Source organism: Paenibacillus sp. B1-35 (assembly GCF_050474385.1).
GTDB lineage: Bacteria > Bacillota > Bacilli > Paenibacillales > Paenibacillaceae > Paenibacillus_B > Paenibacillus_B alvei.
Window position 1 is genome coordinate 300,902 of sequence record NZ_JBCHVJ010000002.1, and the last position, 13,960, is coordinate 314,861.

Annotated in this window: 12 protein-coding genes and 1 pseudogene; 12 read left to right on the plus strand and 1 reads right to left on the minus strand. The window is 48.4% G+C overall.

Annotated features, from left to right (window positions below):
- Positions 1 to 30: 30 nt before the first annotated feature.
- Together ACQ5BJ_RS08810 and ACQ5BJ_RS08815 are read left to right on the plus strand one after the other, a co-directional pair.
- The gene (locus ACQ5BJ_RS08810) at positions 31 to 1,230 is read left to right on the plus strand and encodes an exonuclease SbcCD subunit D (RefSeq protein ID WP_268622522.1); all 1,200 of its coding nucleotides are present in this window, start codon (positions 31 to 33) and stop codon (positions 1,228 to 1,230) included.
- The gene (locus tag ACQ5BJ_RS08815) at positions 1,227 to 4,826 is read left to right on the plus strand and encodes an AAA family ATPase (RefSeq protein WP_289354959.1); all 3,600 of its coding nucleotides are present in this window, start codon (positions 1,227 to 1,229) and stop codon (positions 4,824 to 4,826) included. The genes ACQ5BJ_RS08810 and ACQ5BJ_RS08815 overlap by 4 nt, the downstream gene beginning before the upstream one ends.
- 272 nt (positions 4,827 to 5,098) lie before the next feature.
- Here the strand turns inward: ACQ5BJ_RS08815 and ACQ5BJ_RS08820 are convergent.
- Positions 5,099 to 5,861: pseudogene (locus tag ACQ5BJ_RS08820) on the minus strand (methyltransferase domain-containing protein).
- A gap of 208 nt (positions 5,862 to 6,069) precedes the next feature.
- Here ACQ5BJ_RS08820 and ACQ5BJ_RS08825 point away from each other — a divergent pair.
- The 10 genes from ACQ5BJ_RS08825 (at position 6,070) to ACQ5BJ_RS08870 (ending at position 13,946) form a co-directional block, all read left to right on the plus strand.
- On the plus strand, positions 6,070 to 6,600 hold the full coding sequence (locus tag ACQ5BJ_RS08825) for a hypothetical protein (RefSeq protein WP_268622526.1): 531 nt from the start codon (positions 6,070 to 6,072) through the stop codon (positions 6,598 to 6,600).
- 188 nt (positions 6,601 to 6,788) lie between these two features.
- Positions 6,789 to 7,139 carry a histidine triad nucleotide-binding protein gene (locus ACQ5BJ_RS08830; RefSeq protein WP_005547923.1) on the plus strand — a complete coding sequence of 117 codons (351 nt, stop codon included), beginning with the start codon at positions 6,789 to 6,791 and terminating at the stop codon, positions 7,137 to 7,139.
- 183 nt (positions 7,140 to 7,322) lie between these two features.
- Positions 7,323 to 7,496, plus strand: coding sequence for a 30S ribosomal protein S21 (gene rpsU, locus ACQ5BJ_RS08835; RefSeq protein ID WP_005547957.1), 174 nt, complete (start codon positions 7,323 to 7,325; stop codon positions 7,494 to 7,496).
- A gap of 15 nt (positions 7,497 to 7,511) precedes the next feature.
- Positions 7,512 to 7,955, plus strand: coding sequence for a GatB/YqeY domain-containing protein (locus ACQ5BJ_RS08840; protein WP_005547959.1), 444 nt, complete (start codon positions 7,512 to 7,514; stop codon positions 7,953 to 7,955).
- Positions 7,956 to 8,193: 238 nt separating this feature from the next.
- Entirely contained in the window at positions 8,194 to 9,561 is a 1,368-nt protein-coding gene (locus ACQ5BJ_RS08845; RefSeq protein WP_262867002.1) for an NfeD family protein, read from the plus strand.
- A 74-nt stretch (positions 9,562 to 9,635) separates the two neighbouring features.
- On the plus strand, positions 9,636 to 10,631 hold the full coding sequence (gene floA, locus ACQ5BJ_RS08850) for a flotillin-like protein FloA (protein ID WP_005547965.1): 996 nt from the start codon (positions 9,636 to 9,638) through the stop codon (positions 10,629 to 10,631).
- A gap of 10 nt (positions 10,632 to 10,641) precedes the next feature.
- Positions 10,642 to 11,172 (plus strand): hypothetical protein, encoded by a 531-nt coding sequence (locus tag ACQ5BJ_RS08855; RefSeq protein WP_430110049.1) that lies wholly within the window; start codon positions 10,642 to 10,644, stop codon positions 11,170 to 11,172.
- Positions 11,173 to 11,434: 262 nt separating this feature from the next.
- Positions 11,435 to 11,728, plus strand: coding sequence for a sporulation protein YqfC (gene yqfC, locus ACQ5BJ_RS08860; RefSeq protein ID WP_005547970.1), 294 nt, complete (start codon positions 11,435 to 11,437; stop codon positions 11,726 to 11,728).
- Positions 11,725 to 12,957, plus strand: a complete 1,233-nt coding sequence (yqfD, locus tag ACQ5BJ_RS08865) for a sporulation protein YqfD (protein WP_262867004.1) — start codon at positions 11,725 to 11,727, stop codon at positions 12,955 to 12,957. The genes yqfC and yqfD overlap by 4 nt, the downstream gene beginning before the upstream one ends.
- 20 nt (positions 12,958 to 12,977) lie before the next feature.
- Entirely contained in the window at positions 12,978 to 13,946 is a 969-nt protein-coding gene (locus ACQ5BJ_RS08870) for a PhoH family protein (RefSeq protein WP_005547976.1), read from the plus strand.
- Positions 13,947 to 13,960: the final 14 nt, after the last annotated feature.

A 13,960-nucleotide genomic window follows, 5' to 3' on the forward strand; every position in this document is an offset into this window, starting at 1 on the left:
GTTATCGCAGATAGGGAAGGAGAGACAACCATGCGTATCTTGCATACGGCGGATTGGCACTTTGGGCGAACGCTGGAAGGGAGAAGCCGTCTGAATGAGCAGGCAGCTTTTGTTGATGAATTCGTGCAGCTCGCGGATGAGGAGCAGGCAGACCTAATCTTGATCGCAGGAGACATATATGATTCAGTCAACCCGCCGGCAGCGGCAGAGCAACTGTTCTATGAGGCGGCTGCTAGATTGTCGCGCAGCGGCCAGCGGCCGGTAGTGATTATATCAGGTAACCATGATCATCCAGATCGGCTGTCTGCGTCTGCACCGCTCGTTCATGAGCTTGGCGTAACGCTGATTGGGCAGCCAACTTTAGAAGCAGTTACAATCCATTGTGCCAGAACGGGGGAAGATGCAGTTATTGCAGGGCTGCCTTATCCGTCTGAGGCGCGATTGGGAGAACTGCTTACCTCTTCAAATGAAGAGCATGAGCTGCGCAGCGCATACAGTGCGAAAGTGGGTCAGCTGCTGCAGCGTCAGGCTATGCATTTCCGTCCATCCGCAGTGAATCTGATTATGAGTCATCTATATGTCCTTGGCGGATTGGAGACGGATTCTGAACGTCCTATTCAGGTAGGGGGAGCATATACGGTCGATCCAAGTGTATTCGCCTGTTTGGGGGCTCCTGCAGCGCCGCAGTATAGTGCGCTCGGCCATTTGCATCGGCCGCAGGCAGTCAAGGGGCCTGGTGTAATTCGGTACAGCGGATCACCGCTCGGCTACAGCTTCTCTGAGGCTGGTCAGGCGAAGTCGGTAACTTTGCTCGATCTGGCTCCGGGCATGGAGGCTGTGCCGCAGGAGCGATTCCTGTCTTCGGGCAAGCCGCTCATAGAATGGAATGTGCGCGGCGGATATGAAGAAGTGCTCCGTTGGATTGAGGAAGGTAGAGATGCTGGGGCATGGCTGGACGTTCGTATTCATCTTACGGAAGCATTGACTATGGAACAAATTCAAAAGCTGCGCCGGATACATGAAGGGATCGTCAATATTCGTCCCATTTATCCGGAAATCGAACGAATAGCAGCAGAGGAAGGAAGGCGCAGTGAACTCCCTGTGCATGAACTGTTTCGGCGATTCTATGAACGTCAAACTGGGGGAGCCAAGCCCGACGATGCACTGGTTGACTGTTTCCTGGAATTGATTGGAGAAGACGGATTGGAGAAGGAAGGTGAAGGCGCGTGAAGCCAATCGAGCTGAAGCTTGCAGGATTGCAAAGCTATCGAGAAGAGCAGTGCCTCGACTTCCGGACACTGTGCGAAACCGGACTATTCGGCATATTTGGCCCGACAGGAAGCGGCAAATCCACAATATTAGATGCGATGACGCTTGCGCTGTACGGGAAGGTGGAGCGAGCAACCAATGGTACACAGGGCATTTTGAATCAGGCGGAAAATCAATTGTCTGTGGCTTTTACGTTTGAGTTGAACGGTGCCGGTGAACATAGAATGTTCCGCGTTGAGCGGAGATTCAAGCGTACAGGCGATATAACGGTCAGCAATACGGTCAGTCGATTTGTCGAGATAACATCGGAAGGTGATGTTGTCTTGGCTGATAAGCTGGCTGAGGTGACACGCTGTGTAGAGCAGCACATTGGGTTGAAAATGGATGATTTTACTAGGGCGGTCGTCCTTCCGCAAGGGAAGTTCGCAGAATTTTTGTCGCTCAAGGGAAGCGATAGAAGGCAAATGCTTCAGCGCCTCTTCTCGCTCGAAAAATATGGAGACGAGCTTTCCGCACGTATTTCCCGCCGAGCGAAGGCAGCCGAAGCTGAGCTAATGGCTTATTCGGCTGAGCAGCAGGGCTTGGGGGATGCGTCGAAGGAGGCTTTGGCTCTGGCAGAGCAGGTGCTGACTGAAGCGTCCCTGCATGCTGAGCAAGCGAAGGAGGCGAAGTTAGCTGCTGATCGCCAATACCATGAGATGGCTGAACAGCGTGATCTCCAGCAGGAGCATGCGCGCATCTCCCTAAGAATGGCTGAACTACATGCTGAGGAGCCGATGCGTGCGGATGAAGAGTTAAAGCTGAAGCGAGCGAAGGAGGCAGAGCGGATTGCTCCCATGGCATTAGAAGCGGAGCAGTTGAATGTGAAGCAGAACATGGCTGAGGAGGAGCGTAAAGCGCATGAGGAACAAGCTCGTCTAGCAGTGTTTGCAGCAGAGAAAGCGATGTCCGATGCAGAGGAAGCCAAGAGGATTCAGGAACGCGAGGAACCGGAACTGCTGCGACGAAGCGAGCAGCTTCAGGAGGCCGTTCGCCTCCAGCATGAATGCGATCGTCTGCGCAAGGAGGAAGGCGAGTGGAAGCTCCGTATGGAGAACGCGCATGCGCGGTATACCGCTGCTGCCTTAGAAATAGAGCGATCAGAGCAGTTGGTGAAAAAGGCGGGGGTACGCCAAGAGGAGCTGCGGACAATACTTGCGGCTCATCTTAAATCGTCAGAGGAGCAGGAGCAGTTCCATCAAGCCGTATCTCACTATGATAAGATTTCGTTCATGGGGGAGCGTTGTAAGGAGCTCGAGCATACTCGGGTCAAGCATGAATCGCAGACGAATGCAGTCCTCCACAAACTCCAAGACAAGCTGGGAGAGCTGCTGACAGCTGCCGGGGCGATTCGGAACAATATGGAAGATGGGCTGCCAGCAAGGACAGATTGGAGACGAATTCGGGAGCAATTGTCACGGCTCTTGGAGAAAATTGATTCAGCAATGGAGCAAGAGCGTCAAAGCCAGTGGAAGGAAGCGGCGGAGCGGATGGCGGTTCAGCTCGCATCTTCATTGGCGCCTTCCAAACCTTGTCCGGTGTGTGGATCGAAGGATCATCCAGCTCCTGCCCATAAGGAAGGAAGCGCGGAGCTCGCTGTTGATGGAAATGAGCGCTGGCAGCAATGGGAGCAACTGAAGAACTTGTCCAGCCGATTATTGCTGGAGGCAGATACTGAAGCAGCACGCAGCCGTGAACAGTTCGCATCCTGGATGAACCGGCTTCAGGAAGTGTCTGAACGAGCGTCGCAGCTGATGCAAGCACATTTGTCGAGGGCTGCTGAAGAAGGCGGAGCGGATACGGTTCAATTTCCGTGGAGAGACTCGATAATCGAGCTTGCTGCTGCACAGTCATTCACGAAAGACGGAGAGATATGGTTCGATGGCAAATCAGAGGGTTCAACGGTTGTAGAACATGCGCAGTTCCATTCAGCAACAGGATTGTCTTCGCCCGAGGAAGTAGTGATAAACGACTTGTCTGTAGTGAGAGCGGAATTGAAGTCTCTGCAGCATGACATGCAATCCTATATTCAGCATACTCGAGAAATGGAAGGGCATATGGATCAGTTGCTGAAGGATGCTGAAGGCAAGCAGTGGGAGCTTCAGCAGTTGTCGTTAAGCTATCAATCGGCCGAGGCATCCTTGCGAGAGGCGGATGGCGCGTGGAAGGAAGCCAAGGATGCACTTTTGAAACAGCGCGAGGCATGGAATGCTCGCTATGTGGCATTTCAATGGGAATTCGAACAGATGGAGACCCTGCAGCAAGAATGGAATGCGAGAGAGGCCGTTGTCAGCGACTGTCGAGAACGTCTGGAGAAGAGCGCAGTATATTTGGAAGAAATGAAGGAACGCATCCTACAGTACACCCAGCAGCGACAAGCTGCGGAAGTGGAGCGCGTTAACGCACAAGCAGAGTGCAACGGTGTTACACGCATGCTGGCTGATTATGAGACACGCTTGAAGCCATGGCTGCAAGAGCAATCGCTTGAAGAGCTTGCAGCAGCAACGTCAGCACGTCTTGCTGAATTGCGCGAGATAGCAAAGCGCACAGCAGATGTGGCAGGTCATGCTCGTGCAGCCAGCGAGGCTGCAGGACGCCAAGCGGCGATTGCTGCGCAGGCTTGGGCGAGTCTGTCTGAACAGGCATCAGTGAGCAGCCAGCGACTTCAAGAACAGTTGGAGAAATCTTCATTCGTAGATGTTGCGGAGGTACATGCTGCTAGAATGGCAGAAGAGCTTGTTGAGAAAGTGGAGAAAGACTTGATAAGCTACAAGGAAGAAGTTCGAGACGTCACTTCCCAGTTGAATCGATTGCAGCAGCGAATAGGAGCTTCGTTCGTTACCGATGAACAATGGATCGCTTGCAGCGAACAGAAAGAAGCAGCCGAAGCAGCCGCTGAAACCGCACTTGCCGGCAAGGCTAAGGCAGAGCGGGATGCTGAGCAATTAAGAAGCAAGCATGCGCGTTGGACGGAGCTTGAAGAAGCGCGTTCACGCACGGAGGAATATGCTGGCCGGTTACATCAGCTGCAGTCGGTATTCAGAGGCAATGCCTTTGTTGAATTTATTGCGGAAGAACAGCTCATGCAAGTTAGCCGTGCCGCGTCAGAACGGTTGAAGTCGCTCACGAAGCAGCGCTATGCATTGGAAGTGGATTCTGGCGGAGGGTTCGTCATTCGCGACGATGGTAATGGAGGCATTCGCAGGCCGGTATCTACGTTGTCCGGAGGCGAAACCTTCTTGACATCGCTAGCGCTGGCACTTGCACTTTCCTCGCAAATTCAATTGCGCGGCAAATATCCTTTGGAGTTCTTCTTCCTTGACGAAGGGTTCGGTACGCTTGATCCCGAACTGCTTGATACCGTCGTAACAGCACTGGAGAAACTGCATTCGGACCGCTTGTCTGTTGGGGTAATCAGCCATGTTCCAGAGCTGAGAGCGCGCTTGGCGAGAAAGCTGGCTGTACTACCGGCAGAGCAAGCAGGACAAGGATCGCGGATTGTGATGGAAATGAATTGAAACGATGTGAAATAGCTCACAGTAACAGTTTCAACAGGCTGTTATAATACAGATAGCCGACATCTAATATTATTTGACTGCACCTCGGTGATCGTATTGTGTCTGCAAACAATCGTGCTCTATGAAGGATAGGCGCAATGCTTGCAGAAACAGTACGCTCACAGCGCTGACGCGCTGCCCGCAAAGCGGGGTACGAGGTGCTCTTTTTTTTAGTAATGTCACAATCCTAGTACCACAGCGTGTTGGCTATCAGTAGTTGAAATCGTAAGTACTTACAGGGCGGTAGCCATTAAGATGAATCGGTGCTGCTTCACCTCGAAAAATCCTTCGGTCTGTATCCGATTGTATATTTCATATAGCGGTTCTCGGTTAGGAATAGATATCGAAATTAGGAACCTGCCAAGGAATGGCTTTCAAGTAATATACGAGTGCCCCGATGTCGTAGAAGCGTTGTGCGGGATAGGCTTCATTGCTGTACTCAATTTTAAATCCGTTGTTTTCTAAGTCATCAACCGCCGATTGCAGGCACCAATCGTTATATTCCTCGTTTAGCGGAACGCCTAGCATCTCATTAATTTCCGTGCAATCCTGCCCGCCAACTTGTTGTGTCACGAATATACCAGAGTCTACAATTATTCTCCTAACTTCACGAGGGGAGTAGGAATCATGCTTGTTTATGATTAAGTCAAAACTTGCGCTATCAAGCGGCAGTTTATGATCGTCGTCGAATTCCACGACCTTGACTCCGAGCGGCTCGAGTCTCTGCTTCGCTATCGGAACATTGGGCGGGTAACCTTCTGTTGCTGCGATAAGCGGAGGGAAGGGAAGCAGCTTTGACAAAAATTCACCGCCGCCTGTCCCCATATCAAGCGCAGAAGAGGATTTTCTTATGAGAGGAATAATTATGCTCCCATATGACCAAGGAAGCAGTTCTTCTTGCATACGCCCCGTCGCTGAGATAAAGGAAAAATCCCATCCAGAAAAATGCTTATGCGTATCATTCAATAATTGTAAAAACGCAGTATTCTGTTGCAAAATTTGCATCCCCTAACAAAATGGAAAAATTATGAACTTAATAAATATATCATAGTGACTCTTTTTCTGTGTTACCGATTTTGAACGAACATTTCACTGTCAGGAAAATGAAATGTAATTTTTTTGAACAAAGTTGCCTTTACATGCACATTTAAGCCCATAGGCGAATACGATGTCGTAGCATGATCTTCCGTATAAGGAGGCACTTATGAAGAAAAGGTCATCTGTTGCAAAGAAATCGGGTACTGTTCAACCGCAAGCGACTATCAGTGCCGATGACAATGATGCTCCTGAAGTTACTGCGACAGGGAAAGGGAAAGAAAAAGAGTCTATATTCGATCACTGTCAGAAACATATGCATCGTTTTGTGCGTGTGCAAACACATGATGGAGTTGTCTATCAGGCTATTGTAGAGTCGGTAGATCAAAATTATATTAGCTTGGCGGTTCCAACATGCACACATGCAGAGCCAGTGCAGGCCAGTGAAACCAATATGCCAATTGGCAATCTTGTCCCGTATATGGAAATGGAGCGTTCCGCTTACGGCTATTATCCGCAACCCCGTACGCAACCTTATCCATATCCAGGCACACCATATGTAAAAACGCCATTTATAGATCCCCATTTTCCAGGGTATTGCCCAGACTATTACTATCCCTATGGTTATGGCAAACGATTCGGAAAAGTTGTGCTCCCGCTCGCTGGGCTGGCTGATCTATCGCTTCTTCCCTTTTATTAAGAAATCTTTCAATTCACGGTCATTCACGAAAAATGAAAGCTCCGCTATGTATAGATGGAACCAGAGCTATCGATTTTTAGTTCGACTTGGACGAGCTTCTATTTTTTGATATGATAGCGGTATACAATTACGATCCGACAGCGAGAAAGCTAGGGCGTGACGAACTCATACGAGGAGGAATGAAAGAGATGGATTGTATTTTTTGTAAAATTATCGAAGGCTCCATTCCTTCGAAAAAAGTATTTGAGAATGATACTGTAGTTGCTTTCCATGATATTACCCCACAAGCTCCAGTACATATTCTCGTAATTCCGAAGAAGCATATTGCAACTATGAATGATGCTGAAGGAGAGGACTTTGCTCTTATTGGAGAAATTCATCGTGCAGCACAGCAAATTGCCCGTGAGCTTGGCATTGCAGAATCAGGCTACCGCCTGATTAACAATTGCGGGAAGGATAGCGGACAAGTCGTATTCCATATCCACTATCATTTGCTTGGCGGCAAGCAATTGGGTGCATTGGTTGGGCCAACGGCTTAACAAAATACTGCAATGATGATGAGGGGGTTGTGGCTTGATTGCACTTGGGCAAACATTTCCAATGGTGAAATCTCGTCATAATCTTTCCTCATGGTTGACACCTACTTTTAGAATCACATATAATGTAGTTTGATGAACCGTGTTTTTGTTCTTGGACGGTCTGTTCGGAGGGAGGGATAACTGGTGTCTGAAACGAAAGTTCGCAAAAACGAGACAATCGATGCCGCACTTCGTCGCTTTAAGCGCTCCATCGCAAAGGATGGTGTATTGGCTGAAGTTAAAAAGCGCAAGCACTATGAGAAGCCAAGCGTTAAGCGCAAGAAGAAGTCCGAGGCTGCCCGCAAGAGAAAGTTTTAGGAGGATAACGCACCAATGGATCTTAGCCAAAGATTGAACGAAGATATGAAGCAAGCGATGAAAAGTCAAGACAAGTTCAAACTCTCCACCATCCGAATGGTTCGTTCGGCGATCAAGAATGTTGAGATAGATGAAAGAAGAACTTTGAATGACGATGAAGTGCTTGAAATTCTAGGTCGTGAGATCAAACAGCGGAAAGATGCCCTCCACGAGTTCGAAAAAGCAGGTCGAGGCGATTTGGCAGATGGTGTACGGGCGGAGATTGAAATCTTGACGCCTTATCTTCCAGCTCAGCTTTCCGAAGAAGAGATAAAAGTGATTGTACAAGAGACCATCCAAGAGACCGGTGCTTCTTCGAAAGCCGACATGGGGAAAGTAATGGGTGCCCTCATGCCTAAGGTGAAGGGGCGCGCAGACGGCAAGTTAGTCAATTCTGTCGTGCAACAATGTCTGCAATAAACGATCTCTTTGCGTCTATTGACGAAACGATAAAAAACACTCCTTATTTTGAGGAGTGTTTTTTTCTGTATATGTAAAGGTGAAACGCAATGTATAATGTTGACGTATTATTATATGTATTCAAAAGGTAGGTTGTCGCACGGTGGTTCTGCAACATATCCGAATGATCAAGGACTTTTTGAATAGTATGTATCGCATATACTTTACAACAGAATAAGAAAGGGGGTAGTCATCCAGTATGCGGTTTTTGCGAGAAAGAACATTTGGGCTAGCCATCTTGGCTTTGGTCACCATCATGTTGTTGTTCTCCAGCATTCCATTTGTAAGCGCTCAAGCGAAGGCAGACGGAAGATCTGTTCACAATGTAGTTGTCCTTCCGTTGAAGGGAACGGTCAATCCTGTAATGGAATCTTTTCTGTACCGTGCACTTGAGGAAGCAGAGCAGTTGAGTCCTGAAGCGATTATTATCGAAATGGATACACCTGGCGGGGAATTGGAGTCGGCAGGAAAGATCAGTCAAAGAATAATTACTAGTCCTGTGCGTACCATTATGTTCGTAGAAGGAAATGCAGCTTCTGCAGGAAGCTATCTTGCGCTGAGCGCAAATGAGATCGCCATGACGCCAGGCAGTGCAATCGGATCGGCTGCACTAGTTGACAGAGCTCACAATTATGTGGACGACCCAAAGCTAGTAGCGATGTGGGTTAGCAAAATGAAAGCAGTTGCTCAGAAAAATGGACGTGACCCGATTATCGCACAAGCTATGGCTGACTTGCAGGGTTCTTATGAGATTAAGGAGCTTGGACGCACAGTGCCATCTGGAGAAGTGTTGTCATTGAGTTCAGAGGATGCACGTAAAGCCGGATACACTGAATATGTAGCTTCCAATACAACAGATTTGCTAAAGCAGTTGAAGTTGGATCAAGCGAATCTTGTTCAGATTGAACCATCTATCTCAGAACAGATTGCTGCTTTTGTCGTTCATCCTGGCATTGCGACCCTGCTTCTGTTCCTTGGGATTGCAGGCGTTGCGATTGAGCTGTTCGTTCCGGGCTTCGGCGTTCCAGGGATTCTGGGGATTGCTGGATTTGGATTATATTTCTTCGGTCATTATATTGCAGGACTAGCGGGGGTGGAGACCATCGTATTGTTCATTATAGGACTGATACTGCTAGCACTGGAGTTGTTTATCCCAAGCTTCGGTATATTGGGTATACTAGGATCATTGAGCTTGATAACGGGAGTTGTGCTAGCTGCGAATGATACTGGTCATGCACTGCTGTCGCTAGGTATTGCCTTTGTAGCTGCGTTGGTTGTTGTGATTATCGTCGTTCGGATATTCAAGCATCGAGGCATTTGGAATAAATTCATTCTGCGGGACTCCTTGTCGACAGATGAGGGGTATGTATCAAATGTGAATCATACGGAGCTGATTGGGAAGACAGGTCGTGCATTGACGACGTTGCGCCCATCAGGAACGGCACTAATTGACGATATTAAATATGATGTCGTCACAGACGGAGCCTTTGTAAGCCGTGACGAGGCAATTAAGGTTGTGCAAGTAGAAGGGGTACGGATTGTTGTCCGTTCCTTGAACCAAGATTGAGGTTGAAAAGTAACAAATTCTGCGTGTTAGCTTACAGCTTTACACATATAACAAAATAATGGAGGATGATGAGTATGGATCCGTCTATCGTAACAACGCTATTAATTGGGGTTGTCATTGTTATCGCGCTAAGTGTATTCTTTAGCTTTTTCCCAGTCATGCTCTGGATCTCGGCAATCGCGTCCGGAGTCAAGATTGGTATTATTACGCTTGTTGCAATGCGCTTGCGTCGTGTCACGCCTAGCCGTATTGTCAATCCGATGATCAAGGCTACTAAGGCTGGTCTTGGCTTGAACATTAACCAATTGGAAAGCCATTACCTTGCAGGAGGTAATGTTGACCGCGTTGTTAACGCATTGATCGCAGCACAGCGTGCTAACATTCATCTTGAATTCGAACGCGCGGCAGCGATCGATCTTGCTGGACGTGATGTATTGCAAGCTGTACAAATGAGCGTTAACCCTCGCGTTATCGAAACGCCTATCGTCGCAGCTATGGCGAAAGACGGTATTGAAGTAAAGGTTCGTGCGCGCGTTACCGTACGTGCTAACATCGAACGACTCGTCGGTGGTGCAGGGGAAGAAACCATTATTGCGCGCGTTGGCGAAGGTATTGTAACAACAGTAGGTTCCAGTGCATCTCATAAAGACGTTCTAGAAAATCCTGATTTGATCTCTCGTACTGTACTGGGCAAAGGTCTGGATGCAGGAACAGCCTTCGAAATCTTGTCCATTGATATTGCGGACGTAGATGTAGGCAAGAACATCGGTGCTCATTTGCAAACCGAGCAAGCAGAGGCGGATAAGCGCATTGCCCAAGCAAAAGCGGAAGAGCGTCGTGCAATGGCGGTAGCGCAAGAGCAAGAGATGAAAGCGCGCGTTGTTGAAATGCGTGCACGTGTTGTAGAATCGGAATCCCAAGTTCCGCTTGCTATGGCTGAGGCACTTCGTGGAGGCAAGCTGGGTGTTATGGATTATATGAATTTGAAGAATATTGAGGCCGATACACAAATGCGCGGCACGATTGGTAAAGCGTCTGATAACAATCATGACAATAAATCGGAAAGCTAGGCGATGAGCCATGGTAATCATTGAGAAGATTATTCATTTCATCACGAGCAATCCGTTAATCGCCATTTTTATTTTAGGTGCGATCTTGTCATCCTTGGGTGGTTCGAAGAAAAAGGACGGCAAAAACCGGATGCCTGATTTTAGCGGAGGCACACGGGGGAGCGAGGATAAAAAGTACAATGAGGATCTCGAAGAGGAGTATAAGGAAGTAGAGCATCAGCCTGCCTATGCGAGCACAGACAAATCCTCGCCAATTGTACTGACTTCCTCTTCCGACATCTCTCGCGATACGATTGACTCCGATGAAGCACGACTTGCGGAGATGGAGCAGCGTCTCGCTGCAATTGACCGAATGGCTAGCTCCATTTCATCTGGTGCAGGGGTTAAAAAAGGCTCTGCTTCAGCGGCTGTTTCGTCTGTATCGAAGCAGGGCATACCGAGCCGGGAAATCACTTCTGATGAGGTAATGCAAGGGATCATTTGGTCAGAAGTCCTCGGTCCACCGCGTGCCAAGCGTCCATACAATCAGCGGCAGCGCTAAGTGCTTGATTAACTAAATACGCAAGCTTGTTTGCTATATCATTTATGGATGATGTAAGAACCGAAAGAGCTCCATTTTACAGTATTGGCATATCTGTGCTTATCCTGTAGAGTGGGGCTCTTTTTCTTATTTTATTTCACTATGCTGGGCTCAATCTCTTGGAATATTCCTAGAGGATATCGCACCAAGGCCTGTTCCCATCGTTATAATCACGCCATCCGGCGCATAAATTGTAACGAATAGGAAGGGGGCCCGTCGCAATATGAGTCGCTTTGGCCGCAAATTGAGCAACTGGACAGCAAATTGGCTGGATTTGCCGCAGGATACCTTATCGGATACGCCCCGGTTGGCCATGATTGGGAATCGGCATCTCATCGTTGAAAATCATCGCGGCATTGTTCACTTTTCGAACGAGCTGGTTCGTCTGGCGCTAACCAATGGAGAACTGGAGATAACCGGATCTGAACTTGTGATTCGAGCAATATGGACGGAAGAAATACGTATTGAAGGGACAATAGGCCATATCACATATAAAGGAACGGGGGAATTGAAGTGAAGGCACCTGTATTAGCACATGCGCGAGGCTATGTAAGAGTTCGTATTCGAGGAGGGAGTGCGGAGTCTTTTATCAATTCGGCTGTCTCCAGTCAAATTCAGGTGTGGGATGTGCAACGGACTTCATTCCACGACTTCCAATGTTATGTACTAGTGTCTGATTATTTTAAGCTGAAACCAATATTGAAGCAGACAGGCTGTCGGGTTCATGTTGAACAACGAATGGGCCTGCCTTTTACGATGAGACGAGTTCTGCGACGAAAGTTTTTTCTCATTGGCTTCGCTTTTTTTATGCTCGGATTGTACATGCTCTCTTCACTCGTATGGTCAATTGAAGTAAAGGGGAATGTTCGTATCCCGACAGAACAGGTTCTTGCAGCTGCCAAGGAGCAGGGAATATATCCTTTCCAGTGGACATTCCGACTTCGCGATCCGGATGTAATTGCCAAGGCGATGCATACGAAGCTGAAGGAGGCTTCTTGGATCGGTGTGAATTGGGAAGGGACAAGGGTGGCTATACAGGTCATAGAGGCAACCAAACCTGATGCATTAAAGCTGGTCAACCCAAGACATATTGTGGCTTCAGCAGATGCAGTAGTTACAGATATTATTGCGGAGAATGGACGAGCTGTCGTTGCACGCAATGCCCGAGTGAAAAAAGGCGATGTGCTGATCTCAGGTGCAATTGGCAATGAGACGGAGCCAAAAGATGTGGTGGCAAAAGGAGAAGTGAGAGGATTAGTCTGGCATCAGTATGAGATTTCGTCACCGCTGGTGATGAGACATAAAGTATATACAGGTGAAGAAAAGGAACGGAAATATATTGTTACCGGCAGTCGTAGGCTCATGATAGCTGGCTTCGGAGATATTCCATATGCTCATTATGAACTGCTGCAGGAGGACAACACCCTCCGGTGGAGGCAACTGTCATTGCCGATTGGCTGGATGATTGAAAAAATTAAGGAAGTTCAATTTGCTTCTGAAGAACGGACGGCAGAACAGGCGTCAGAAGCGGGACTTAAGCAGGCAAGAGCAGATGTGCTTGGAAAGAATGGGCCGAATGCCCGCATCCACTCGGAAAAAATTTTGCATCAGAAGACGGACAATGGTAAAGTGGTCATGAAGGTGCTTTTTGAAGTGGAGCAATCAATTGCGGAAGAACTTCCGCTTGTTCGCCAGTTTGAACAGAAATCACAACCGGAATCAGAACCACAAGAACAAGGACACTGAATACAAGGAGACTGAGGTTTTTGTCGCAACAACAGACTGTTAAAATTTCACTGCAAAACGCTGCTGAAGGACTTGCGCTGTTCGGGCCGCAAGATAAGCATCTGCGCCTTATCCAAAGCCGTACGGATGCACTTGTGTCATCGCGCGAAGCAGAGGTTGTCATTACGGGGGAAGCGGAAGAAACTGAAAAATTAGAGCAGTTATTTCTTGTTCTACTCGAGTTGATCCGCAACAATATTATCCTGTCTGAGCGGGATATTATGTATGCAATCGATTTGGCACAGGAATGGAAGGTTGATGAGCTGCTTGATTTATTCAGGGGTGAAATCGCACATACATACCGCGGCAAGCCAATCCGCGTTAAGACAATAGGCCAGCGGCATTATGTATCCACGATTAAGAAGAGAGACATCGTATTTGGAGTAGGTCCTGCCGGTACAGGCAAAACCTATCTGGCGGTCGTGCTGGCCGTCGTTGCACTAAAAGAAGGAGCTGTCAAGCGAATCGTACTGACTCGGCCTGCCGTAGAAGCGGGGGAGAATCTTGGCTTTTTGCCTGGGGATCTGCAGGAAAAGGTAGATCCATATTTGCGTCCTCTGTACGATGCGCTGTATGATGTCATGGGCACCGAACAGGTGGCAAAGGCTCTTGAGCGCGGACTGATTGAAATCGCACCTCTTGCCTATATGCGGGGGCGGACGCTGGATGATGCGTTCATCATTTTGGATGAGGCGCAAAATACGACGCCTGAGCAGATGAAGATGTTCCTGACGCGGCTCGGGTTCGGCTCGAAAATGGTCATTACCGGGGATATTACCCAAATCGACTTGCCTCGCGGGAAGAACTCAGGCTTAGTAGAGGCAGGGCGGATCTTGAAGGAAATTGATGAGATCGGATTCGTGCATTTTGCCGAGCAGGATGTCGTTCGTCATTCCTTAGTGCAGAAAATTATTACAGCTTACCAGAAGGAAAGCGAAAACCAAGGATAGAGAGGACTGTTCTC